Here is a 23372-nt window from a genome sequence, read left to right on the forward strand (position 1 = left end):
CGCGGTTGCCGCCGCGGCGTGACGGCGGTGGACTCGCAGGTGTGGTCGAGGAGGTCGAGAGGTACGCGGACCGCCGGGACGCCGGCCGCCGGCTGGTGTCCGCGCTGGCCCACCTGCGCGGGGCCGAAGTGACGGTGTTGGGGCTGCCGTGCGGTGGTGTGCCGGTCGCGTACGAGGTCGCCGCCGCGCTGCGGGCGCCGCTGGACGTCATCGTCGTGCGCAAGCTGGGCGTGCCCGGCCATGCCGAGCTCGCGATGGGCGCTGTCGGCGAAGACGGCGTCCACGTGGCCGACGAGCCGGTGCTGTGGCAGGCGCACGTCACCGAACCGGAGTTCCGCGCCGTGCTCGCCCGCGAGCAGGCGGCGGTGGTGCGGCGGGGCCGGCGGTACCGGGACACCGTGCCTCGGCTCGACCTGACCGGCCGCACCACCGTGATCATCGACGACGGCATGGCCACCGGATCGACCGCGCGCGTGGCTTGCGCCGTCGCCCGTGCCCATGGCGCCGCCCGGATCGTCCTCGCCGTGCCGGTCGCCGCGCCCGAGGCCGCGACCTGGCTCGAGCGTGACGCGGACGAGGTCGTCTGCCCGCTGTGCCCGACCGAGTTCGGTGCGGTCGGGCGGTGGTACCGGGACTTCCGCCCGACCTCCGACGACGAGGTCGTGGACCTGCTGTCGCGGTCACGGGCGGACCGCCTCGGCGGTCCCTGAATCACAGCGCAGCAGGATGAGTTCCACGGCCCGGGCGATGTCGTCGTCGCCGACCGTGCCGACCACGGTTCCGTCGTCGTCGACGATCAGCGCCGGCGCGGTGCCGCCGCGCCGCCGCCGGGCCGTGACCAGGTCGGCCAGGGTGTCGCCGGGCGCCAGCACGACCGCGCCGTCCAGCGGCTGGCAGACGTCCGCGACCCGGGCCGTGCGCAGTCCGGCGGCCGGCTTGCGGGTCAGCATGCCCAGACTCAGCACGCCGAACGGCCGGCCGGTGAAGTCGACGACCGGGAACACCCGTCGGTGCGCGGACGCCGCCACCTGGTCGAGGAACGCGTCCACGGTGAACCACGACGGCGCGATCACGTCGGCCGGGGCCATCACGTCGCGCACTGCGACGGTGGTGAACCGGGCACGGCGCACGGCGTCGGCCTCGGTGCCGGCCGCGGACGCCATGAGGAACCAGCCGATCAGACCCAGCCACATGCCGTCGAACAGGTCGCCGCCGACCACCAGGACGAGGCCGAAACCGAGGAACACCGCGCCGGTCATGCGGCCGGCCAGCGCGGTGATCGCGGTCGCCCGCGCGTCGCCGCGATGCGGCCACAGCAGGGCGTGCAGCACCCGGCCGCCGTCCATCGGCGCCGCCGGCAGCAGGTTGAACACCGCCAGCACCAGGTTGACCAGCGCCAGCCAGGCCAGGCCGGCCCGGATGACGTTCGGCCAGCCGGCGTATCCGGCCAGCACGGTCACACCCGCGAAGAACCCGCCCACCGCGGCGCTGGCCACCGGGCCGGCGATGGCGATCCGCAGCTCGGTGCGCGGGTCCGGCGCCTCGCTGTCCAGCTCCGTCTGGCCGCCCATCAGCCACAGCGTCATGGCGCGCACCCGCATCCCCAGCCGCAGGGCCGTTGCCGCGTGGGCGAGTTCGTGCACCAGCAGCGAAGCCATCAGCAGCACCGCCGCGGCCGCACCGGCCGTCCAGTACACGGCGGCCGACAACCCGGGGGCGAGACCGGGCAGCACGCCGACCGCCACCAGGCAGGCGATGAGCGCGACGATGACCAGGGCGGACCAGTGCATCCCGATCGGGATGCCGGCCCACCGTCCACAACGGACCGTGCCCTTCATCGCCGGACTCATTCGGCGAAGTGCGCCGGCCGGTGCGTGACGGCCGCGACGTCCTGCGCGGCCGCGTCCAGCAGCTGGTGGCTGAGATCGGCCAACGCCCGGGCGGTCGCGAGCTCGTCGCCGATCTCCGGCACGTTCGCGTCACGGGGGTTCCTGTGGGCCTGACCGCGGCCGACCGTCACCGCACCGTCCTGCGTGGTCAGCCGCGCCTGCGTGCGGGTGTGGTCCTCGTGCTCGTCGATGTAGATCTCCACGTGCCACTTCCTGGCCTGCAGCATGATTCCTCCTCGGATCAGTTCGGTCCGCTGCCCTCGGCGACCGCGCGCACGGTCAGCTGCTGCTGTCCGACCATGGACCGGGCGCAGCCCCGCGCGTTGGGCTCGGGCAGCAGCACCGAACCGGTGTTGTTCGGCGGGTACACCCGCAGGCCGGTCGCCGCGACGGGCTGGCAGACCGCCGGGTCGAAGTTGTCCACGTTGACCTGGTTGAGCGCGGCGTAGGCGGATTCGCCGGTGCCCAGCACGAGCGTGCGGACGGTGTCGGGCTCCCGGGCGGCGGGGTCGCCGACCTGGTGTTGGTCCGCGCCCGCGTAGTAGGACACGCCGGGGTATCCGGTGATCGTGCAGGCGCGCCCGGTGTTGGTGAAGACGATCGGCACGTAGTAGTGCCCGGCCGCGCCCTCACCCTGTCCCAGCGTCACCCGCAGGGAAGCCGTGGCGCACGCGGTTGTCGCCCCGGTCGCCGGCGGGTTGCCGGACATCGTGGCGGTCGCGATCACCGTGGTCGGAGTCGTCGCCGCCGTCGTCGCCGGTGCCGCGCTGGTGCCGCCGGTGCCGCAGGCCGCGATCAGCGCGCACGCGGCGGCCAGAACCATGGTTCTCCCGTACATCAGGTGCCTCCTGTGGTGATCCGTTCCAAATGGATGGACAGACGATCGTCAGACGGCCACGGCAGGCAGGGCGTTCTGGTCGTCAGTCGGCTGGCCGGCGGGACTTCCCGCGGGCTCGTGTCTTCCCGCACGACCAGCACCGGGCACGGCGCGAGGTGCAGCGCGGTCCTGGTGACGGCCCCGCTCCTACCGTGGCCGACCACGAGCAGATCGGTGTCGGCGCGGGCGGCGATGACCTCGTGCGGGTGCGTCCGGACCAACTCGAACGCGGTCTCCGGCCGCCGGCCCAGCCCGGTGGTCGCCTTCTCGGCGGCGGCCAGCACCGAGTCCGGATCCCGCTCCGGCGAGATCGGTCGGTGCGTCAGCGGCTCCGGTTTGGCGTGCAGGACGAGCAGATCCGCGCGGAGCGTGAGCGCCGCCTCGGCCGCGTGCGTGACGACGACAGGGTCGTCCTGACCACCGGAGACCATCGCCGTGACCCGCCGATGACGGCCGTCCACCGCGGCGTCGGCGCCGCGCACGATGACCGTGTCGCACTGGGCGGTCAGAATCGTCGGCAGCACCAGGGCGCCGATCCCGAGGTGCCGGTGGCGGTCGCCGCGGCATCCGAGGACCAGTAGTTCGGATTCCCGGCTGGCCTCGGTGAAGGCGGCGAGTGGGGCGTCGGTGGTGACGAGGATCCTCATCGGCAGCAACGGGAAGTCGCGGGTGATCGGTCGCGCCGGCGGCCGCTGGGCGCCGCACAGCACCAGGAGTTCGGCACCCCGGTTCCAGGCGTGGCGCGCCGCCCAGTGCAGGGCGGCCTCACCCCACTGGGAGCCGTCCGTGCCCACTGCGACCGTCTGACCTTTCACGTCTCCACCATCGCCGCCCGGCGTCGGCGCCGGTAGTGCCGGCAGACGCTCGGCGTTGGGGCACAAGGACCTTATTGCCGTGAGCGCGCCCGGGAACCGGAAACCAGGCCGGGCTGCGGCCCGTCCGAGGTGGCTGACCGGACACCGGAGGGGGTGGCCGAGCTGTCGACCTCCGCCGCCGGACGGGGGAGCACCGGGTACCGCTGGCCGGACTCCCGGACCCGCTCGGCCAGTGCGCTGAGCGCGGCGCTGGGCCGAACCGGCACTGGCGCGGCCCCGGCGACCTGGCGCGCCCGTGCCGGCAACCACTCCAGGTCGGCCTCGAAGCGGGCTCGGGCGGCGGCCACGGTGGCGCGTGCCGGCAGCCGCGGGTTCACCGGTCGCCCGTCTCTCATGACCGGCACCAGCAACGGTTCCATGCCGTCCGGTGCCGGGTCGTGGCGCAGGGCCAGGACGTCGGTGCCGCCGGCGGCACCGCGGAACACCTGCTTCGCGCCGGGCAGGGTCTCCTTACCCGGCGACAGCTTCATCACCGGTTCGCCGGCGTACTCCACGAGCTTGTACGCGCTGTCCAGCGCCGGCGCGTCGGCGGACACCCCCATCCTGGTGCCGACGCCGTAGTGGTCGATCGGAGCGCCGCGGGCGACCAGCGAGGCGATGGCGTGTTCGTCCAAGCCGCCGCTGGCCATGATCTGGACGCGGGGCAGGTCGGCGTCGTCGAGCATCCGGCGGGCCCGCAGCGATTCCTCCCACAGGTCGCCCGAGTCCAGCCGGATCCCCAGCACCGTGCCCGTGCGCCGGGCGACGTCGATGGCCGCCCGGACACCGGCGGCCGTGTCGTAGGTGTCCACCAACAGGACGGCGGCGTCGGGAAAGTCAGCGACGAACGCGGAGAACGCCGCCAGTTCGCTCGGGAACGCCTCGACGTAGGAATGGGCCATGGTGCCCGCCGGCGGCAGGCCGTAGCGGCGCGCGGCGGCCGCGTTGCTGGTCGACGCGAATCCCACGATCGCGGCGGAGCGGGCCGCTGCCATCGCGGCATCCCAGCCGTGGGTCCGGCGGGCTGAGAAGTCGACGAGGGCGGCCCCGTCGGCGGCCAGGCGGCAGCGCGCCGCCTTCGACGCCAGCGCGGTCTGGTAGGTCACCAGATTCAGCAGCGCGGTCTCGACGAGCTGCGCCTGCGCTATGGGCGCGGTCACTTCGAGCAGGGGTTCGCCGGCGAACACGACGCGGCCCTCGGGGATCGCCCGCACGTCGCCGGTGAACCGCAGCCCCGCCAGGGCGGTGAGGTCGGCCTCGGACAGTTCGACCGCGTCGCCGAGGTAGCGCAGTTCCCGGGCGGTGAACCGGAAGTCGCCGAGGAAGGCCAGGCAGTCGGCGAGGCCGGCGGCCACCAGGAAGCCACGGTCGGCCGGCAGCTGCCGCACGAACAGGCTGAACGTCGCGGGGGCCGACATCGACTGGCGCAGGTAGCTGACGGCCATCCGGATCTCGTAGAGGTCGGTGCGCAGTCCGGTCATCGCGGTCCCCGGGCTCAGCGGGTCTCGACGGCGACGATGATGGTGCGCGCCTGCACCCTCGTCAGGCGCAGCAGGCGGATCAGCTCGTCGCTGTCGGTGCCGGCCCGATTCAGCGCCAGCGCGGCGCGGATCGTGGATTCCGGCAGCTCCGGCAGGCGGGTGGCCAGGCCGGCGGCCAGCCGCTCGAGTTCCTCGGCCGCGCGGACGCCCTTGCCGCCCCACACGAGAGCGGCCACGGCCGGCTGCCGGTCGACGATCGCGGCCGCCTCCGCCATGGCGGTCCGGTACTCGGCCACGTCGAGCCCGTGGCCGACCAGGCCGGCGGTGGCCCACCGCTCCAGTGCTTCCGGGCCGGACACGGCCAGCGGCCGGTGTGGACGTCGGCCGCGTTTGCGACGCAGTCGGCCGGCCAGGGCGAGCATCGCTCGGAATGGGTTCTTTTCCATCGTCTCGACCTCGATATCCGGATCCCCCGCCGATTCTCGGTCCGTACCATGATGGCGCGGTCCGGCCCCGGAGTTCGAGAGGCGAAGGACTCCGTCCGGGAGGCTGACGGACCCGGTCCGCCGGCGACGTGGCCAGTCGGATCCGGTCACCAGCCATCGCCGTTCCCGAGCGGGACACGAGACCGGACATGCTCCGGCAGCCGGTCGGTGACCTGCTCCTCGGTCATCCCGGTGATCGTGAGTCCGCCGCGGAACTGGATCCTGACGGCCTGAATCGACACCGCCGTAGCCTGTGGCCACAGGCGTCACGACCGGAGAGGAGGGGATGTCCCAGTGCGGCAAGGTGGTCGCGACTTGGTGCACACCAGGCTGCTGGCCCGGTTCGCGGGTTCGTTGGCCGGCACCTGCTCCCGTGCCGGCTTCGTTCGCCTGGTCACCGAACTGCCCCGCCGCGTGCTGGACGTGCCGGCAGTCGGGGTGCTGCTGGTCGACCACGACGGGATGGTCGTGACCGGCGGCGCGCCGGACGGGGAGCGGTTCGCCGGCCTGTTCGCCCGCCAGGCCCGGTCCGGGCCGGTCAGCGAGTGCTACCGCGCCGGCAGTCCGGTCGTGCTCAGCTACGAAGGCGCGCTCGAACAGGGGCTCGCCGACCTCGCGGCGGAGATGTCCCGGGCCGAGGTGACGGCCGTCGACGCGGCGCCGCTGCGGGTGCACCAGGTGACCATCGGGGCGCTGGCGGTGTACCTGGACGCCACACCGACGCCGTCCTACCGCCGGCTGAGCCAGCTCGTGCAGGTCGTGGCCGGGCTCGGCCTCACCGCGTACGAACTCCGACACGACCTCTGTTCGGCCACCGACACGATCGAGGAGCTGGCCGCGGCGATCGCCCAGCGCGCCGCGATCGAGCAGGCCACCGGGGTCATGGCGGAACGGTGGCAGGTCACCATCGGCGACGCCGCGAGCATGCTTCGGGAGTGCGCGCAGGCGCGCCGGGTGCCGCTGCACGAGCTGGCGGCGCAGGTGGTCGCGGGCCGGAACGACCTGTTCGACTGAGCCATCGGCCCCTTGCCCGCACCGGCTTCACGCGCTCCGATGGCAGGACAGGCACAACCAACCACATCGGAGGAGAGATGAGCACAACTCGGCAAGCACCTCCGTCAGCGGCGTTGACGCGCCTCATCCGGTGGGTCGGCGAGCTGCCGTCCCACCTCGGACGCCGCGCGCTGCCCGTCGAGGAGTCGACCGAGAACGGAAAGTTCCTGATCCGCGCGGAGATCCCGGGGGTCGCGCCCGGCGAGGTGGACCTCGCGTTGCACGACGGCGCGCTGGTCATCGAGGCCACCCGGCGTGCGCCTGGCGGCCACACGATCCGGACCGACCTGCGGTACGGCACCCTGCGGCGGACCATCGCCCTCCCCGACGACGCCGACGCGGACGACATCCACGCCAGCTGTGCGGAGGGAATGCTCACCATCTCGGTCGGCACGGCGGCCGGCGACCGGCCCGCTCACCGGATACCGGTGGAGAACCGGGAAGCGGCCCCCTGACGGAGCCGGCGGGCGGAGCGGGCACTGGCATCCGTGGGCGGGCGTCCCGCCGGGAAAGCCATTGCCTGGGGGAACCGTCGGCGCTCGGGTGCGGCTGACCATGACTGGCGCATGGCCGGCCGCACTGGTGCCGCGGTCAGCCGAACCGGCACAGGCTGACCCAGTAGCGGTGGCAACTGGTGTGCGCGCACAGCAGCTGGAACCGGGCCGTGCGGTACCGGTGATCCGATGTGGACAGTGCGCCGCCGTCGAGGAGCCGCGTGGTCGCGGTCGAAGTCCTGGACCGCTCGGCTCAGTGCGGTCGCAACGCGAGCGCCAGACCGAGACCGGGTCCGGTGCGCGCTGACCCGGCGCACGCCACGGCCGGGGGACCCGGCGGCTCTCACGTGCGGTCGGCGAGCTCCGCCGGATCGATCCGGGCGGTCAGCACGGCGCGAGCGAGGTCGGTGAGCGGCATCCCGCTGTCGTGCGCGTGGTCGCGCATGATGGCGAACGCCTCGGCCACACCGACCTGGAGCTTCTCCGCGAGGTAGCCCTTGGCCTGCTCGATGGTGATCCGGGCGTTGAGGGTCAGGTTCAGCTGCTCGGCCAGTTGCTCGCGGCGTCGCGTCGTGCCGCTGTGCAGGATGCTGATCGTCGCGATGTCGGCCATCGACTGGCCGATCGCCATCGTGTCCGGCGGCAGGCTCCCCACAGTGCCCTGGAACAGGCCCAACACCCCCAGTGACTCCGCGTGCAGTCGCAGCGGCAGCGCCTGCACGCCGCCATAGCCACTCTGCCGCGCGGCCGCGGCCAGCTGCGGCCACCGATCGCCTTCGGCGGTCAGATCGGCGCTGGCTGCCGGCGCTCCGGTGCGATACGTGTCCAGGAACGGCCCCTCCTGGTTGCGCAGCCGCATGAGCTCGATCAGGTGTGACTGCTCGGTGGAGGCGACGAGTTGGAGCGCGCGGCGGCGGTCGGGCAGCAGCACGGCGGCGGCGTCGACATCGAGCAGCTCGACACAGCGCTCGGTGAGCGTGTGCAGCATGTCGATGATGTCGAAGCCGGCTACCAGGGTGTCGGCCAGTTCGACGAACGTGGCGGCGAGGCGCCGGTCGCGAGCCGACGAGGGGCCGCGTGGGCTGTGCGCTTGAGTCATGGCCCTTCCCTGTCTTTGCCGTCGGCGTCCAGTCGGATGCGTCTGGCCAGTATGTCCTCGGCCAGCTGGGACAGGTTCTCGCCGGTGGCGAACGCCTGGGCCCGCAGCCGGAGGAACGCCGTGGTGAGGTCGACGCCCAGCTGGGCGGCGACCATGCCGGTGGCCTGGTGGATCTCCGCCCAGCGTTCGCCGAACTCGCCGGCGAACAGGCTGTACTCGGTGACGTTCGGCGCGTCGCCGACACCGGCCAGGATCAGCGCCATGGCGGCGTCGGCGAACAGCCACGCGTCCTGCTGCTCGCTGTTCGACAGCAGGCCGGCGCTGGCCCGGTAGATCTCCAGGGCGCCGATGGTCATCCCGCCGGCCCCGATGGGGAAGGTGAAGACCGCGTGAACGCCCTCGGCCAGCGCCTCGGGCGCGAACATCGGCCAGTAGTCGCGGCTGGCCGGGGTGTCGAGGTCGGCCACCAGCACCGGCAGGTCCTGGGTCACCGCCACGGTGGCGGGACCCGCGCCGAGCACGACCTGGAGCTCGGTCAGCCGGACGCTGACCGGGTCGGTGGCGTGGATGGGCTCGATCAGTCCCAGGTCGGAGACGAGATAGACGCCGACCCCGGTGGCATCGAACATGACCGCTGCGGCGGTGCACACGTGGCGTACCGCGATGGTGGTGCCCTCGGCCCGGGCCCGGTCACGGATCGCCTCGGTGATCTGGAGTTCCCGGTCGGGATCCACAACTGCCCCTAGTCGGTTGACGCCGGCGGCGCCGATGCCGGGCCAGCGTAACCCTCGCGGCCGGGCCGCGCGGGCACCACCGCACCGGTGCGTGTCATCACCGGTTCCGCGCGACCATGACGAGCCGGTGCGGATGCACCACGACACCCCGGGCGACGGGCCGGACCGGGCCGGCCGGACGCAGTCGCCACCGCCGCGTGATCGCCGCGACCTGCACCGCCATCTCCGTCAGCGCGAAGGGCTCGCCAGGACACTTGCGCACGCCGGTGCTGAACGGCAGCGAGCCGGCGAACGAGCGATCGGCGTCGAAAACACCTGGTCGGGGGAACACCTCGGGGTCGTGGTGCAGCAGGTGTGGGCTGACGGCGACGGTGCTGCCCGGCGGCAGCCGCACCGTGCCGAGGTCCGCCTCGGTCGCGGCCTGCAACAGGTTGATCCAGGCCGGGTACTTGCGCAGCGCCTCCGTGATCACGAGACCGGTCATGCGGAGCCCGGCCACGGTGTCGGCGGTGAGCGGCCCGTCGCCGAGCATGGCGTCCACCTCGGCGTGCACCCGCGCCTCGAAGTCGGGATGCGCGGCGAGTTCGTGCATGACCCAGCCGACGGCGGCCGCGGGCGTGTCCACACCGGCGACGAGCAGCCCGACCAGTTCGTCGACTGCCTCGTCGTCGGAGAGGCCGGCCTCGAACAGCAGCGCCGACAACAGGTTCCCGTCGCCGGGGCCGGCGGCCCGGCGCTGCGTGACCACCGGATGGAACACCTGGCGCAGCCGAAAGGCGGCGGTGGCGAACCGCCGGTTGGCGGTGGTGGGCAACTGCCGGAGCCGACGCGGCAGCAGCAGCCGACGGGGGATCTCGGCCAGCGCCACCGGCAGCCATCGGCGGATCTCGGCCACCGCGGTCGGGCCGATGCCGGCGCCGAGCAAGGTCGTCGCCAAGGTCGCGAGCGACAGCTCGAACAACTCGGTGTCGACGGCGACGCGGTCGCCATCACGCCAGGACCGGACGCGCTGGTCGGCCAGCCGCGCCATGGTCGGCACGTGCTGGCGGATCCGGGCGGCACGCATCGCCGGCGCCACCAGGCGCCGCCGCCGCAGGTGCTCCTCGCCGGCGAGGGTGGCCAGCGCCCGGCCGAACATCGCCCGCACGGCGTCGGCGACGTCGTCGCGGGTGAACTCCCCGGCGGCGCCGGTCAGGACGCGATGGGTCAGTTCGGGCGTGGTCACCACGTACACCGGCAGCCGACCCAGGTGGATCCGGACGACATCGCCGCGCCCGCGAAGGGAAGTGACGAACCGCAGTGGCCGGCGCAGCAGCGGCAGGCCGTGGCCGACCAGCGGCAGCCGGTGGGGCATGGTGGTGACGGTGTTCATCAAGTCTCCAATCGGTGGAGACCCCGGAGTTCAGGCCGGGGAGGAGCCGATCCGACCGCCCGCGGCCGCGTCGGCGGCCGGGATTGTCGGTGGCCCCGACTACGGTGATCGTCGTGTCCCGCTATCGCCTGCTGCCCACGGCCGCCCAGGAGACAGGGCTGGTGGAGCACTGCGCGCTCGCGCGGTATGTGTGGAACCTCGCCGTTGAACAGCACTCTCACTGGCAGCCCGGACGCGCCTGGGCCCCGAACTACATCGAGCAGGCCCGCCAGTTGACCGAAGCGCGTGCCGAGTTCTATTGGTTGCGCGCGGGCAGCCAGACGGTGCAGCAGCAGGCGTTGCGGGACTTCGCCCAAGCCATGCGGAATTTCTTCGGTGGCACTCACCGCAGGCCCACATGGCGTAAGGCCGGGCGGCATGAGGGGTTCCGGCAGGTCGGCGTGCGGCCTGAGCATGTCCGCAAGCTCAACCGCCGGACTGGTCGGGTGTGGGCGCCCAAGGTTGGCTGGGTGCAGTTCCGCTGGACCCGTGCTGTTGCGGCCGGGGTGAAGTCCTACCGGGTCACCCGCGACCGGGCCGGTCGCTGGCATGTCGCCTTCGCTGTGGTCCCTGAGCCGATCGCGGCGCCGAGCACCGGTGAGATCGTCGGCGTGGACCGCGGAGTGGCCGTGTCTGCGGCGTTGTCCACGGGAGAGTTCCTGCACTGCCCTGGTCTGTCCGAACGGGAGCAACGCCGGTTGCGTAAGTTGCAGCGGTGCCTGGCCCGCGCGCGGCGGGGTTCGAATCGGCGCGGTCGGGTGAAGGCCGCGATCGCGAAGCTGAAGGCCAGGGCCGTGGACCGGCGTAAGGACTGGGTCGAGAAAACCAGCACCGACCTGGCCCGCCGGTTCGACCTGATCCGCGTCGAGGATCTCAACATCCGGGGCATGACTGGCTCGGCCAGGGGCACCGTCGTGCGGCCCGGCCGGAATGTGCGTCAGAAGGCCGGGTTGAACCGGGGCATCCTCGCCGCTGGGTGGGGCCGGCTGGTGGCCCGCTTGGAGCACAAGGCGCCGGGCCGGGTCGAAAAGATCAATCCCGCCTTCACGTCGCAGACCTGCTCGGTCTGTGGGCACTGCGCGTCGGAAAACCGCGAGAGCCAAGCGGTCTTCCGATGCGTGGCCTGCGGACACCAGGCCAACGCCGATGTGAACGCGGCCAGGAACATCGCGGCAGGGCGTGCCGTGACCGCGCGGGGAGGCCGGGCGTTGGCCGGGCCGGCGAACCGTGAACCTCAACTCGGACCTCCTTCCGCCGCGTAGCGGGACTGATACGGGTTGGAATCCCCGTCGTTCACGACGGGGAGGACGTCAACGTTTCTCCCTGGTGAACGGGCTCCACCACGTAATCCGTCCGAACAGGACCATCACGGCGGGGACGAGCAGACAGCGGACCACGGTGGCGTCGACGGCGATCGCGAGGGCGGATCCCAGGCCCAGCATCTTCATGTTGAGCACGCTCGACGTGCCGACCGCGACGAGCACGATGACGAGGACGGCCGCCGCCGCGGTGACGACCCGGGCGCCGCGGTCCAGCCCGACGGCCACGGCTTCCCGGCCGTCGCCGGTCCGCGCGTACTCCTCCTGGATCCGGGACTGCACGAGCAGGCCGTAGTCCATGGACAGCCCGAACGCCAGGCAGAACATGAGCACCGGGAGCGTGGTGTCGATGGCGCCGACCGGGGTGAACCCGAGTGGACCTGACAGGTGACCGTCCTGGAACACCCACACCACCGCGCCGAACGTCGCGGTGAGACTGAGCGCGTTGAGCAGCAGGGTCTTGACCGGGAGCAGGACGGTCCCGGTCATCAGGAACACCAGCAGCAGGGTCGCGGCGGCGATGCACGCCAGCGCGAGGGGGAGGCGGCTGCCCACGGCGGCCTGGGCGTCGACGAGCTCCGCGGTCGGGCCGGCGACTTCCAACGGGAAGTCCTTGTGCTGGGCGCGAATCGCGCGGACGAGATCCTGGCTGGCCGGCGACACGGCGTCGTCGGCCGACTCCACCGCGAGGACGCTGGTGTCGCCGACCCGGCCGAGCGGGGTCACGGCGACCACCGAGGGCAGGGTGGCCAGGCGAGCTGCCACCGCCGCCGCGGGCGCCGAGGTGAGAACGTTGATCCGCCCGGCGGCGTCGCCGCTGAAGTGGTCGCGGATCTCCTGCTGCACCACGCGGGCGGGCGCGTCGGCCGACAGTTGCCGGTCGTCGATCGAGCCGAAGCGGACGTCGCGGAACGGCAGCGCCGCCAGCACCAGCGGCAGCGCCACGAGGATGGCGACCAGGGGTGCGAACCTGATGACCACACGCGTCCACCCGCGACCATCCACATCGGACGATCGGACCAGACGGCCGGCGTCGACGCGGTCGCCGAGCACCGTCAGCGCGGCCGGCACGACCGTGAGCGCGGCGACCGCGGCGAGCAGCACGACGCTCACGCCGACGTACGCGAACGAGCGCAGGAAACCCAGGGGAAACAGGAAGAGGGCGCCGAGCGACACGGCGACGGTGGCGGCGGAGTACACGACCGTGCGGCCGGCCGTCAGCACGGCCCGTCGGACCGCGTCGGGATGCGGCCGCTCCTCGCGGAACCGTCGCACGATGAACAGCGCGTAGTCGATGGCCAACCCGAGGCCGAGCGCGACGCTGAGCTCCTGGGCGAAGACCGACACATCGGCGAACGCGCTGACGGCCCGCAGCACGGCGCCCGTGCCCACCATGGCGATCGCGCCGACCGCGAGCGGCAGCAGCGCCGTGACCGCACTGCCGAACACCAGGACGAGGACCGCCAGCGTCAGCGGCAGCGAAAGCAGTTCCGCGCGGGCCAGGTCGTCGGCGATCGCGCGCCGTGCTTGGTCGGCCACCGCGGCCTGGCCGCCGGTCCGCACCAGCACGCTGCCGTGACGGCCGTCGTAGGCGGCGGCGAGCCGGGCGGACTGGTCGGCCGCGGCCAGTTCGGAGCCGAGGATCCGGGCGGTGATCAACGCCTGCCGGCCGTCGCGTGAGCGCAGCGTCGCCGAGCGGCCCTGCCAGTACGACGTGACACCGGTGACGGACGCCTCGCCGGCCAGCCGGCCCGCGACGGCGGAGCCGTCGGCGACGCAGGCCGGCGCGTCCACACCGCGGTCGCAGTCCACGAGCAGGACGAGATTGGGGGCGCTGCCGGGAAAGTCCGCCGACAACGTGCGGGCTGCCACCGACGAGGGCGCTGACGGATCCGTCGCGCCGAGACCACGCAACTGGTCGGCCACGCCATAGCCGCAGACGACGGACAGGAGCAGGAACACGGCCGCGCCGACGAGGACGACGCGGGGACGCGTGACGGCGAAGTCGGCGACGCGGTTGAGCAAGGTGGTGCCGCCGGACATCAGCGCAGCCCGTAAGCGATGAGGGACAGGTAGCTCAGCAGCACGAAGGCCATGGCGGCCGGCAGCGGCCAGGACTCGCTGGTGCCGGCGAGGAACCGCCGGGCCGCGAGGACGGGCGGCACCAACAGCACGACGAACCATGTCGTGGTGAGCGACACGATGAGCACAACCGCGGCGACGGCCCAGCAGAGCGTCACGGTGCCACTCAGCGCCGGGCCGAGTGCCAGCGAGTACAGCCGCTCCCCGGCCATGCCGAGCCACCGCGTCTTGCGGGCGAATTCGAAGTGCAGGAACGCAAAGGCGAAGACGAGCACCACCGGCACCGCACGCCAGCCGACCGCGCCGGTCGACGACACGTAGAGGTAGCAGCTGACCAGCAGCTGCACCGGGTAGCTGGCCGCGAGGCTCACCAGGACACCGTCGCGCACGGCCGGGAACCGGCGCTCCGCCGCGGCGAGGGCGAGTCCGTAGCCGAGGGGCAGCGTGGCCAATACGAGCGACACCACCGACAGCAGGGAGTTGAGCGCCAGCACGCACAGCGTGCACACCATCATCGCCGAGCGCAGCTCCGAAGAGGTGATCGCCCCCGTCACCAGCGGTCGGTCCGGGTGGTGCCGGCGGTCGTAGTCGAGATCCTTCTGCTCGTCGAGCATCCGCAGGAACAGCAACGTCAGCACAACGCTCGCGGCGCGGGCAACCGTGGCCGGTGACGGTCTCCAGTGGTCGCTCGCCACCGCCTCCAGGGCGAGCGACCACAGCACGCCGTAGCTGACGTACACCTCGGGGCGGAACCTGACCAGCACGAAGCTCCACAACCGCGACGCGGACACGATCATCCGTGCCGCCAGCGGTTCCAGTTGGTCACCTCGGTGACCGGCCGCCGGGGCGCCGGGCCGAACCAGCGCCTGGCGTAGCCGACCGGCACCAGACACCCCTGGGTGACCTCCTCGTACGGGATGCCGAGCAGATCGGCGACCTCCCGCTCGTAGGCCAGGTGCACGGTGGTGAAGGCGGTCGCGAGGCCCCTGGACCGTGCGGCGAGCATGAAGCTCCAGACCGCCGGGTACAGCGAGCCGTAGCGGCTGGCGGTCCGTGCCGGGTGCTCACTGGGGGAGTGCCGGCCGTTGACGCACGGGAGCAGCAGCACCGGCATGCGGTCGATGTGCTGGGCCAGGAACCGGGCGGATTCGGTGTCCGCGGTGTTCGGCGCCCGCTCCAGGTACGCCGTCGAGGCCGCGCGGTAGTAGTCGGCGATCGTGTGCTTCAGCCCGGGGTCGTCGATTCCGACGAACCGCCAGTCCTGTCGGTTCGCGGCGGTCGGCGCCTGCACCGCGATCCGCAGGCACTGCTCGATGACGCCACGCGTGACCGGCCGGCGCAGGTCGATGCCGCGACGCACGGCCCGCGTGGTGGTGAGCGCCTCGTCGATCAGCATGTGCGCTCCGCCTGGCAGTCGACGTGCGGCCCGGCCACCGCCGTGTCCGGGAAGCTCAGCCGCAGCTGCGCCTCGGCGACCGAGCGACCGGACTGGTTGAGCCAGCACCAGGCATGCACCTCACGGCCGGCGCCCGCCGGTTGGACCGAGCCCAGCTGGCAGTGGCACGTGGTCTCGGCGCCGAGTTCGGTGAATTCGGTGAACCGGCAGCGCAGCCCGGTCACCAGGCCGGCGCTCAGGTTCGCGGACACCGAGGCGCACGCCGTCGCCAGCTGCCGGGACGCCTCGACCAGCACCATTCCCGGAGTGTGGTCGAGCGCGTGGTCGAACAGGGTCGGATGGGAGGTGTCCACGACGACGGCGGCGCGGGCGAAGCTGCCCTCGACGTGCGGGGGACCGATCACCACGTTGCGGGCGCACGCCCGCCCGACGACGGAAGCCGCGCACCTGGGCTGTGGCCGCGCCGCCGGCGCCGGCTCGATGGTGCCGCGTATCGCGGCCCACTCGTTCTCGGGCAGCCAGGAGAAGGCGAAGTCGGCGGTCAGCACGTGCCGGCCGCCGATCTCGGCCCGGTGCCGGAGTTGCAGGCCGTGCAGGCGGGAGTCCCGCGTGAACCGTCGAACCACGTGGCAGTGCAGGACAGCGTCGCACGGGGTGTCGCCGATGGCGATGCCGGCCGGGTCGAGCACCCGGAGCTCGAACCCGCGCAGCACGAACCGCGCTTCGGCGGGCACGTCGAAGCACTGGTGCGCCACCGCGAGGCACGCCTGGCGGGCCGCCTCCGTGAACGCCAGCGGGTCGTGGTGGCCGTGGTCGGTGTCCCCGAAGAACGCGTGCGACCGGGGCAGCTGGACGCCGACCTCGATCTGGCCGCCGTGCTCGACGAGCGACGTGACGAACACTTCGGCGACCGACGACCGGTGCACCAGCTCACGGGGCACGGTTCGGGAGAACGTCAGCTGGTGCATGCCGCCCCTAGTCTCGTTTCGGTCTGCTGGTTGCTCATCGGCAGCACCGCGGCGCCGACGACGATCACGTTCCACGGGTCGAGATCGACGCCCTGCTGCCAGGCCCAGAGCAGCAGCCCGGCGAGCGCCGCGCGCAGGTCCGCGTTCCGCGGGCCGACCGCGTCCCGCAGGCATTCGCGGGCCACCGCGGTCACGACGTCGCCGGCGAGCAGGTTGTCGACCTCGCCCAACAGCGTGGCGGCTCGCTCGGCCAGGTCCAGGCACTGCGACGGGAAGCACGCGTGCAGCTCGGCGGCGATCTGCTTGGCGCGCATGGACTGGTCCACGCCGGTCAGCGCGCCGCGCAGCACCCGCTGGAGGTCGTCGTCGCCGAAGTAGATGGCCAACTCCCGCAGCACGTCGGCGGGCTCGTCGGCCGTGTGGGCCATGTTGAGCAGGAAGCCGGGCGAGCCGAGCGCGTGCCGCAGCTGACCCGGCCGTTGCCGGCGCGGATCGCCGTCGCCCTTCATCTCGGTGAGCCGGACACATACCGGCGTCGGCCCGGCGTTCTCGGCCCGCACCAGGAGCACGAGCGAGTCGGCCGCGGTCGCCAGCAGATCGGCCAGTCGCCGCCGCTGCCACGTCGCGGCCCGCCATGGCTCCCGCCACACGGCGCGGATGGCGTGCCGGTCCAGGCTGACTCGCTCGGCCGCGACGATCCGGAAGCCGTGGTGTGACAACCAGTCGACGGCCGGCAGCAGCCGTCGCGCCACCACGGCGTCCGGCTTGAGCAGGAGCAGGCCGTGGTCGCGGCCGAACGTCGCCGGGTCCGTCGCGAGGCGGTCCAGTTGCGCCGCACAGTCATCCAGGTAGACGTCGGTCATCGGAGGTAGCCCATCGCCAGGCAGTAGTCCAGCAGCCGCCGCAGGTGCGCCACGCCGGTCAGTTCGGGCCGGCGGCCGTGAAACGCCCGGGTCGCGCTGTCGTCGAAGACGGTCCGGCTGCGCAGGTACGGCTCGTACAGCCGGACCACGCGATCGTGGTAGCGGCGCTGGGTGTCGGGCAGCGCGTCCGGCCGGAACACGTCCGGCGGCACGAATCGCGGCACCCGGAACGAGGGGTACTCGGCGAACACCTCCGAGCACTCCCGCAGCGTGACGGGACTCCCGGCGATCGCCGGCAGCGTGCTGTTGCGCACCTCGCCGAACCGCTGCACGACGTCCGTGACGAGGTCCGCGACCCGGTCGACCGGGACCAGGTCGAGGCACGCGTCGTAGCGGCCGGGAAGCACACCGACCTTGCCCTCCAGGACCAGCCGCAGCAGCACGTACATGTGGCGGAACAGGCGGATCGCGCCAGTGGCCTCCGCGCCGACCACGATGCTCGGCCGGATCACCACCGCGTCGACGCCGCTGCCGTGGACGAGGCTCTCGGCCGCTGCTTTGCTGCGCTCGTAGCCGTTCGCGTACGGCTGGTCGACGTACGCGGTGCTGATGTGCACGAACGGCATCTCACCGCGGCCGGCCAGTGCCAGCGCGTGCGCCGTGCCCCCCACGTTGACCGCGTCGTAGACGCTGTCGTCGCGGCCGAAGGCCGTGACGGCCGCCGCGTGCACCAGGACGCACCGGTCGGCGCGCAGCCGGTCGACCGATCTCGGGGGCAGCCCGAGATCGGGCCGGGTGACGTCGGCGGCGAACCACTGGACGGACGGTGTCGTCGGGAACGGGGGCTTGCGGTGGTGGGTCAGGCCGAGCACGTTGTGCCCGGCCACGGCGAGCCGGACGCAGACCTCGGCCCCGACCAGGCCGGCGGCGCCGGTGACGATCACGTTCATGCCGTCCGCCTCGGGGTGAACAGGTCCGCGGCGTCGCGGATGGGCAGGTCAGCGTCGAGGTGGGCGGCCAGTCGCAACCAGTCGTGGCCGAGCTCGATCGTGCGCTGCCACTCCGCGGCGGAGTCGAAGGAGGCCGGGAAGCCGGTCGCGCCGGCGTACCCGCGCACCGCCGCCACGAGATGGTCCAGCTTGGCGAGCGAGACCGGCGGCCGCTCGGCCCGCCGGGCCAGTGCCACCACCGCACCGTCGACGAACGGCAGTTCGGCCATCGAGCGGGTCAGCGTGTCGTCCGGCGGCAGCGGGTGTATGCCGGCGGCGCTGAACAGCGCGCGGCACGCCACCTGCGCCATCCGACGCGCGGCGAACCCGGCGGTCTCATCGCTGCCGACGGCCAGCGCGCCGAGCAGGTCTTCCCGGGCGTTCTCCGCCAGCACGTTGGACCACACCAGGTCGAGGCCGGCGGCGCAGAACCGGTCCGCCGGCAGCGGCACGAGCGTCACCGGCCCGACGACCGTGCCCCCCAGCGCGGTCAGCGCCGGGCTGGCCCGACCGGGCGGCGGCGTGGTGGGGGGCGCGGCCGGCCTGATGGCCGTCCCGTCGGGCCAGGAAAGGCCGACGAGGCCGAGCCGGACGAAGAGCGCCAGCGTCCCCCGGTCGACGCCGTCGGCGGGCGGCCGGTCGAACACGATCGACTGCCACACCCGGCCGGCCGGCTCGTCCAGCGTGAACACGTCGGCGCCGTCGCGGAGCACGTGCACCCGGTCCCCGATCGGCCAGGTGGTCACCTGCGGGATCCGGCGCAGCCGCACGCCGCCCGGTTCGGGCCGACACCCCGTGACGCCGAAATCCTCGGCCAGCTCGACGCAGGCCGCCGTGCCGGCGACGCCCTCGCGGTAGCGGCGCACGAGATCCTGGGGGCTGCCGGCCCGCGCCTCGATCCGGTCGAGCTGAGCCGACAGCCACTTCGGCTCCAGGTAGGTCTCGCCGCGGTGCGCGGCCCACGACTTCGCGCTCTGCAGCAGGCCGAACCTGGCCCAGTCGTCGGCCTCGTCCGGCTGTTCGAGTTCGGCCATGGCCTGTGCGAATCGCAACGCGTGCCTGGACCGGTCGGCGAACCAGTCCGACACCTGGTCGGCGAACGCCTCGGCCGACACCGCGTCTCTGATGCGGTGCAGCATGTCCGAGCCCCGCAGCGGCACAGCGCCGAGCAGCCGTTGGCACCGGTCGAGGACGTCCGGCTCGGGCACCGTGAACGCCGTGTCGAACTCCTCGACCACCTGGCGCAGGGACCGCATGCGCACCTCGACCCGACGGCCGCCGAGGAACAGCACGGCGGGAATGCCCGGCTGGTCCTCGCCGTCCACGAGCACGAGGAAGTCGATGTCGGAGGAGGGGGTGCCAAACCCCTCGGCGATCGAGCCCTCCAGCACGACCGCGCTCGTCGGCGGCGCGTCGATCTCCGCCAGCGCCATCTTGAGCAGCTGGTCGAAATCCAGGTCCGTCACGGTTCGAGCACCTCCACCAGACCGGCGCCGCCGTCGACCCGCAGCCGTGCGCCGGCGCGGACACTGGCGAGCAGGCCGTTGATCTGCACCACGGTCGGAATGCCGAGTTCGCGGGCGACGACGGCGACGTGCGTGAGCGGGCTGCCGCGTTCGACCAGTAGGGCGGAGGCGCCGGTCAGCGCGGCGACGGAACCCGGATCCGTGTGGCGCGCCAGCAGGATGCCGGTCCCACCGTCACCGGCGCGCACGGCCGTGCCCTCCACCACGCCCGGGCTTGACGGCGTGCCACGCAGGACGCGTGCTGGCGTGTCCGCGGTCCGGGCGGGCGCACCCCAGCCCGCGCGTTGGAGATTGCCCAGCCAGTACGGCGCGCCGCGAGTCTCGAAGCGCGCGGGCGCGGTGACGCGCTCGTCCCGGAGCCGCTGCTCGCGGCGCAGCCACACGACCGGTTTGAGTTCGACGTGCGCGGTGGTTCCCTCGCAGCACCCGCGCACCTCGTCCAGGCGCAGCAGGAATACGTCCTGCCAGTCGTCGAGCGCGCCGAGTCGGGCCAGGTCCTTCCCGATCGCCCGCAGCATCCGCTTGGCCATGCCGAACGCCTTCGCGCGCCGCCAGCGCAGCCGCTCCCGATCGGCCATGCCGGCGCTGACCTTGCGGCGGACGACACCGTAGGCGATTCGGCGCACGCTGCCCAGGTGCGCGTCGAGGTAACCGTCCACATCGCCGCGGGTGGCGTCCAAGGTGGCCGGCGGCTCCCGCAGCATCGTGAACAGTGCTGAGGGATCCTCGGTCAGATCCGGTGTCTCCAGCTTCATCTCGTCGACGCCGCGGAACCCGAACCGCGCGATGTAGTCGTCCACCGCGTCGAGGAACCCGTGCCGGCCGGTCGCGGCCAGCCGCGCCCGCACCTGGTCGGCCGGCGTGTCCCGGACCAGCGCGGCCAACTCGGGATCCCCGTGCAGTTCCAGGGCCAGTCGGCGCAGGACGGTCACCGGTTCGGTGGATTCCACCGCCGGCCCGGGACCGGCGGCCGCCCAGAAGAACCAGTCGGGTGCGGCCGGCAACCACCGGCGGGTCAACAGGTGCAGCACGCCGACCGAGGTCAGCAGCGACGCGTCCAGGACCATGACCGGCCCCCAGCGCTCGATGAGTTCCCGCTGGAGCAGCCGAAACCGGCCGTACACCTCGTCGCAGGGCATGCCGTCGTAGTCGACTCGGTCGAATTCCGTTGCGGCGGCGTCGAATTCGCGGCAGAACCGGCGAACCGTGCGGCCGATGGCCAGCGACCGCACGGCGAACACGGCGCCGGTGGCCAGCGCCGCCAGCGGAGACCGCCGGTACGGGCGGAGTCCGTCGGCGATCTCATCGTCGAGCGGCGGCACGCCGAGGGAGACCTCGAACACCTTGCGGTTGAGCCGGTATCCGGGCGCCAGCCGTACCATCCGATACCAGTGCTGCAAGTTGTAGTAGACACGGCCGTGGAAGTATCCGAGCAGGGCCGGCAGCCAGTCGGCCAGTTGGCGCCGCGCGCCGCGAGGAACCCGCAACGCGCGTGCGTATTCCTGGTACACCCGCGCGTACACGTCCGCCGCGAAGGTGTACGTCAGTGGCGAGGTGACGCCACTGAAGCTCTCGACGATGTTGGAGTTGTCCCAGATCCGGCGTTCGCCGCCGAGCCGCGTGGTGATCGGCCGGCACTGCACCAGCCACAGCCGGTCCTCCTCGATCGCCCACTCCAGGTCCCGCGGCGCGTCGAACATGTCGCGGACATCGCCCGCGACTCCCCACAGCGCGGTGACTTCCTGGTCGGTCAGGCAGACGTCGCCGTCGCGCCGCGCGGCTCCGGTGGCCGCGTCCACACGCACGTTGCCGGCCGACGCCGTGCCCGACATGAGCGCGTCCCCGAGCCCGTGCGTCGCGCTGATGACGTACTCGTCGCGGCTGCCGGTGACCGGATCCGCGGTGAACAGCACGCCGCTCTTGTCGGCGTGCACCATCGCCTGCACGATCACCGCCAGCCCGACCGAGACCGGTGCGAGGCGATGGGCCAGGCGGTAGCGCAGCGCCCGCTCGGAGAAGGCGGACGCCCAGCAGTCGCGCACCCGTGCGCACACCTCGTCGAACCCGGTGACATTGAGGAAAGTGTCGAACTGGCCGGCGAAGGAGAACAGCAGCCCGTCCTCGTCCGGGCTGGACGAGCGCACCGCGAACTCGTCGCCGCCGGCGTCCTGACAGGCGCGGGCAATGGCCTGGCGGGCGTCCGTCGTGAGCTCCGCGGTGGTCACCAGGTGTCGGATCCGGTCCGCGATGATGCCCGCGTTGTCCGCCGTGACCTCGCCCAGCGCGACGCCGATGGGATTGGCGATGTGGCGGGCCGCGGCGAACCGGCGGAACACGTCGACCTCGACGACACCCCATGCGGGTACCGGAAATCCTTCACGTTGCAACAAATCCAGATTGGCGGCCTTGGCGCCTCGGTGTTCGCGGGCCGTGCCGTGTCGCGCGGGCAAGCGTCCTCCGTGCTGTTGGCGGCAACAGGGTGAAAGGCGAGCACTGCGCTGTGCCCGGGAGCGAGCCGGGAGGCAGGGGCCGGCGACTCGTTCGAGCCTGGCGTATCGGGTCGGGCCGGGGTAGGGGAGTGGGCACAAAGATCGGATCGAGGACTTTGTGCCCTGACACAGGGACATGCACCCGTCGCTATCCTTCGCGAGTGACGCTCGAGGATGCCCGGACAGCGGCGCCGGCCGTGCGACGCGTGGTCCAGTTCGTCCGGGGACACGCCGACGAACTCGTGTCGGAGATGGCCGATCGGATAGCCGAGCGGGAATCGGCCTATCGGCCGGGAGCGCTGCTGACCGGCGAGGAGGTCACGGCGATGTGCCGGCACGCGCTCGCGAACGCGGCCGCGGTCCTGTCGGACGACAGCGCCGTGGCGCTCGCGCAGATGCGGGCGGGCGCGCTTCTGCACGCCGAACAAGGAGTTCCGGTCACCGCGGCGCTGCACGCCCTCCGTATCGGCGGTCAGATCGTGTGGATGGCGGTGATGACGGCCGAGACCCGGCGGACCGGCCTGGTGGACGCGTCCAGCCGAGTCTGGGCGACGGTGGACGCGCTGTCCCAGGCCGTGACGGACGCGTACGACCTGCGCGAGGCGCGCGGCGCGCGGCGCAACAGCCGCCGTCGCGCCGAACTGCTCGACGCGCTGTTCCACGGCGAGCGGGGATGTTCACTGGAGATCGCCGCGGAACTGCGGCTGCCGCTGGACGGTGACTTCGTCGTCGTCACCGGCGTGAGTGAGCACGGCCGGGGGCCGCTGTGCGGACTGGAGGACCGGCTGCTGGCCCGCGGCGTCATGTCGGTGTGGCAGCGCGCCCACGAGGCCGAACACGGCCTTGTGGTGCTGGGCCTGCGATTCGATCTGGACCAGTTGTGCGCGGAACTCGCCGATCGGGCCACCACGCCGACCGGCGTCAGCGAGGTCTTCCACGATCTCGACCACGTCCGGGCCGCCCTCGCCGAGGCGAGCATCGCGCGCTCGGCGGGGCGGCCCGGCAGCGCCGACGTGGTCCGGCACGACCAGGCGTTGGTGCCACTGCTGATCGCCTCGGCTCCCGCCGCCGCACGGCGACTGGCCAACGCCGTGCTCGGCGGGATTCTCGCGCTGGAACGGCGGGAACGCGAGACGTTGCTGACCACCTTGCAGGCCTGGCTGGAGCAGGGCGGTTCGCCGGCGGCGGCCGCCGGGCTGCTGCACTGCCACCGCAACACGGTCGGCTACCGGCTGCGCCGGGTGGCGGAGCTGACCGACCGCGACCTCGGCAGGCCGGCCGATGTGGCGCGGCTGCACCTGGCGCTGGACATCGTGGACGTCCTGGGCATGCGAGATCAGCCCAGCGGAAAGTCCACATAGGA

The 23372-nt window shown here is 72.7% G+C and carries 23 protein-coding genes; 5 read left to right on the plus strand and 18 right to left on the minus strand.

Going from position 1 to position 23372, the window contains the following annotated elements; genetic code table 11:
* The first annotated feature begins 41 nt into the window (after positions 1–41).
* Positions 42–710, plus strand: coding sequence for a phosphoribosyltransferase (locus JJ691_RS09070; RefSeq protein WP_211768326.1), 669 nt, complete (start codon positions 42–44; stop codon positions 708–710).
* Here JJ691_RS09070 and JJ691_RS09075 read toward each other — a convergent pair.
* From JJ691_RS09075 to JJ691_RS52905, 7 genes are all read right to left on the minus strand, one after another.
* Positions 681–1838: a site-2 protease family protein gene (locus JJ691_RS09075; RefSeq protein WP_211768327.1), complete on the minus strand. Its 1158-nt coding sequence runs from the start codon at positions 1836–1838 to the stop codon at positions 681–683. The genes JJ691_RS09070 and JJ691_RS09075 overlap by 30 nt on opposite strands.
* Positions 1839–1846: 8 nt before the next feature.
* Positions 1847–2116, minus strand: a complete 270-nt coding sequence (locus JJ691_RS09080; protein ID WP_211768328.1) for a DUF1876 domain-containing protein — start codon at positions 2114–2116, stop codon at positions 1847–1849.
* Between the two features lie 14 nt (positions 2117–2130).
* The gene (locus tag JJ691_RS09085; protein WP_211768329.1) at positions 2131–2727 is read right to left on the minus strand and encodes a DUF4232 domain-containing protein; all 597 of its coding nucleotides are present in this window, start codon (positions 2725–2727) and stop codon (positions 2131–2133) included.
* Positions 2727–3581, minus strand: a complete 855-nt coding sequence (locus JJ691_RS09090) for a universal stress protein (RefSeq protein WP_211768330.1) — start codon at positions 3579–3581, stop codon at positions 2727–2729. The genes JJ691_RS09085 and JJ691_RS09090 overlap by 1 nt, the downstream gene beginning before the upstream one ends.
* A gap of 71 nt (positions 3582–3652) precedes the next feature.
* Entirely contained in the window at positions 3653–5101 is a 1449-nt protein-coding gene (locus JJ691_RS09095) for a nicotinate phosphoribosyltransferase (protein ID WP_211768331.1), read from the minus strand.
* Positions 5102–5115: 14 nt separating this feature from the next.
* A complete protein-coding gene (locus tag JJ691_RS09100) occupies positions 5116–5547 on the minus strand; it encodes a hypothetical protein (RefSeq protein ID WP_211768332.1) in 432 nt (143 codons plus the stop codon).
* A 146-nt stretch (positions 5548–5693) separates the two neighbouring features.
* A complete protein-coding gene (locus JJ691_RS52905) occupies positions 5694–5828 on the minus strand; it encodes a hypothetical protein (RefSeq protein ID WP_256449377.1) in 135 nt (44 codons plus the stop codon).
* 76 nt (positions 5829–5904) lie between these two features.
* Here JJ691_RS52905 and JJ691_RS09105 point away from each other — a divergent pair, with 76 nt between their 5' ends.
* Both JJ691_RS09105 and JJ691_RS09110 read left to right on the plus strand, forming a co-directional pair.
* The gene (locus JJ691_RS09105) at positions 5905–6600 is read left to right on the plus strand and encodes a GAF and ANTAR domain-containing protein (RefSeq protein ID WP_249228207.1); all 696 of its coding nucleotides are present in this window, start codon (positions 5905–5907) and stop codon (positions 6598–6600) included.
* 77 nt (positions 6601–6677) lie between these two features.
* Positions 6678–7094 carry an Hsp20/alpha crystallin family protein gene (locus JJ691_RS09110; RefSeq protein ID WP_211768334.1) on the plus strand — a complete coding sequence of 139 codons (417 nt, stop codon included), beginning with the start codon at positions 6678–6680 and terminating at the stop codon, positions 7092–7094.
* A gap of 382 nt (positions 7095–7476) precedes the next feature.
* Here the strand turns inward: JJ691_RS09110 and JJ691_RS09115 are convergent, their stop codons facing one another.
* From JJ691_RS09115 to JJ691_RS09125, 3 genes are all read right to left on the minus strand, one after another.
* Positions 7477–8232, minus strand: coding sequence for a GAF and ANTAR domain-containing protein (locus tag JJ691_RS09115; RefSeq protein WP_211768335.1), 756 nt, complete (start codon positions 8230–8232; stop codon positions 7477–7479).
* Complete coding sequence (locus tag JJ691_RS09120) at positions 8229–8966, minus strand: GAF and ANTAR domain-containing protein (protein ID WP_211768336.1); 738 nt, start codon at positions 8964–8966, stop codon at positions 8229–8231. Before JJ691_RS09120 ends, JJ691_RS09115 begins: the two co-directional genes overlap by 4 nt.
* 97 nt (positions 8967–9063) lie before the next feature.
* Entirely contained in the window at positions 9064–10338 is a 1275-nt protein-coding gene (locus JJ691_RS09125; RefSeq protein ID WP_211768337.1) for a cytochrome P450, read from the minus strand.
* Between the two features lie 113 nt (positions 10339–10451).
* Between JJ691_RS09125 and JJ691_RS09130 the strand changes: the two genes are divergently transcribed.
* On the plus strand, positions 10452–11639 hold the full coding sequence (locus JJ691_RS09130) for an RNA-guided endonuclease InsQ/TnpB family protein (protein ID WP_211768338.1): 1188 nt from the start codon (positions 10452–10454) through the stop codon (positions 11637–11639).
* A gap of 48 nt (positions 11640–11687) precedes the next feature.
* Here JJ691_RS09130 and JJ691_RS09135 read toward each other — a convergent pair whose 3' ends face one another.
* The 8 genes from JJ691_RS09135 to JJ691_RS09170 are packed head-to-tail and all read right to left on the minus strand — an operon-like array spanning position 11688 to position 21970.
* The gene (locus JJ691_RS09135; protein WP_211768339.1) at positions 11688–13739 is read right to left on the minus strand and encodes an MMPL family transporter; all 2052 of its coding nucleotides are present in this window, start codon (positions 13737–13739) and stop codon (positions 11688–11690) included.
* Positions 13739–14569 (minus strand): hypothetical protein, encoded by an 831-nt coding sequence (locus tag JJ691_RS09140; protein ID WP_211768340.1) that lies wholly within the window; start codon positions 14567–14569, stop codon positions 13739–13741. Before JJ691_RS09140 ends, JJ691_RS09135 begins: the two co-directional genes overlap by 1 nt.
* A 2-nt stretch (positions 14570–14571) precedes the next feature.
* Positions 14572–15174, minus strand: a complete 603-nt coding sequence (locus JJ691_RS09145) for a nitroreductase family protein (RefSeq protein ID WP_211768341.1) — start codon at positions 15172–15174, stop codon at positions 14572–14574.
* Positions 15168–16142 carry a ScbA/BarX family gamma-butyrolactone biosynthesis protein gene (locus JJ691_RS09150; protein WP_211768342.1) on the minus strand — a complete coding sequence of 325 codons (975 nt, stop codon included), beginning with the start codon at positions 16140–16142 and terminating at the stop codon, positions 15168–15170. Before JJ691_RS09150 ends, JJ691_RS09145 begins: the two co-directional genes overlap by 7 nt.
* Positions 16130–17005 (minus strand): nucleoside-diphosphate kinase, encoded by an 876-nt coding sequence (locus tag JJ691_RS09155; RefSeq protein WP_211768343.1) that lies wholly within the window; start codon positions 17003–17005, stop codon positions 16130–16132. Before JJ691_RS09155 ends, JJ691_RS09150 begins: the two co-directional genes overlap by 13 nt.
* Positions 17002–17955 (minus strand): SDR family oxidoreductase, encoded by a 954-nt coding sequence (locus JJ691_RS09160; protein ID WP_211768344.1) that lies wholly within the window; start codon positions 17953–17955, stop codon positions 17002–17004. Before JJ691_RS09160 ends, JJ691_RS09155 begins: the two co-directional genes overlap by 4 nt.
* Entirely contained in the window at positions 17952–19460 is a 1509-nt protein-coding gene (locus tag JJ691_RS09165; RefSeq protein WP_211768345.1) for a nucleotidyltransferase domain-containing protein, read from the minus strand. Before JJ691_RS09165 ends, JJ691_RS09160 begins: the two co-directional genes overlap by 4 nt.
* Complete coding sequence (locus JJ691_RS09170) at positions 19457–21970, minus strand: PEP/pyruvate-binding domain-containing protein (protein ID WP_211768346.1); 2514 nt, start codon at positions 21968–21970, stop codon at positions 19457–19459. Before JJ691_RS09170 ends, JJ691_RS09165 begins: the two co-directional genes overlap by 4 nt.
* Before the next feature lie 200 nt (positions 21971–22170).
* On the opposite strand from JJ691_RS09170, the gene JJ691_RS09175 reads away from it, so the two are divergent.
* Entirely contained in the window at positions 22171–23370 is a 1200-nt protein-coding gene (locus JJ691_RS09175) for a PucR family transcriptional regulator (protein WP_211768347.1), read from the plus strand.
* The last annotated feature ends 2 nt before the right edge of the window (positions 23371–23372 follow it).

Origin of the sequence: Kutzneria sp. CA-103260 (assembly GCF_018263855.1) — a bacterium.
Lineage (GTDB): Bacteria > Actinomycetota > Actinomycetes > Mycobacteriales > Pseudonocardiaceae > Kutzneria.

What these genes read in the sequence shown, in the direction of transcription:
- JJ691_RS09080 (WP_211768328.1), bottom strand. Translation starts at nt 2,116, where the DNA reads ATGCTGCAGGCCAGGAAGTGGCACGTGGAGATCTACATCGACGAGCAC.
- JJ691_RS09110 (WP_211768334.1), top strand. Translation starts at nt 6,678, where the DNA reads ATGAGCACAACTCGGCAAGCACCTCCGTCAGCGGCGTTGACGCGCCTC.
- JJ691_RS09075 (WP_211768327.1), bottom strand. Translation starts at nt 1,838, where the DNA reads ATGAAGGGCACGGTCCGTTGTGGACGGTGGGCCGGCATCCCGATCGGG.
- JJ691_RS09150 (WP_211768342.1), bottom strand. Translation starts at nt 16,142, where the DNA reads ATGCACCAGCTGACGTTCTCCCGAACCGTGCCCCGTGAGCTGGTGCAC.
- JJ691_RS09160 (WP_211768344.1), bottom strand. Translation starts at nt 17,955, where the DNA reads ATGAACGTGATCGTCACCGGCGCCGCCGGCCTGGTCGGGGCCGAGGTC.
- JJ691_RS09100 (WP_211768332.1), bottom strand. Translation starts at nt 5,547, where the DNA reads ATGGAAAAGAACCCATTCCGAGCGATGCTCGCCCTGGCCGGCCGACTG.
- JJ691_RS09145 (WP_211768341.1), bottom strand. Translation starts at nt 15,174, where the DNA reads ATGCTGATCGACGAGGCGCTCACCACCACGCGGGCCGTGCGTCGCGGC.
- JJ691_RS09095 (WP_211768331.1), bottom strand. Translation starts at nt 5,101, where the DNA reads ATGACCGGACTGCGCACCGACCTCTACGAGATCCGGATGGCCGTCAGC.
- JJ691_RS09135 (WP_211768339.1), bottom strand. Translation starts at nt 13,739, where the DNA reads ATGTCCGGCGGCACCACCTTGCTCAACCGCGTCGCCGACTTCGCCGTC.
- JJ691_RS09155 (WP_211768343.1), bottom strand. Translation starts at nt 17,005, where the DNA reads ATGACCGACGTCTACCTGGATGACTGTGCGGCGCAACTGGACCGCCTC.
- JJ691_RS09115 (WP_211768335.1), bottom strand. Translation starts at nt 8,232, where the DNA reads ATGACTCAAGCGCACAGCCCACGCGGCCCCTCGTCGGCTCGCGACCGG.
- JJ691_RS09125 (WP_211768337.1), bottom strand. Translation starts at nt 10,338, where the DNA reads ATGAACACCGTCACCACCATGCCCCACCGGCTGCCGCTGGTCGGCCAC.
- JJ691_RS09085 (WP_211768329.1), bottom strand. Translation starts at nt 2,727, where the DNA reads ATGTACGGGAGAACCATGGTTCTGGCCGCCGCGTGCGCGCTGATCGCG.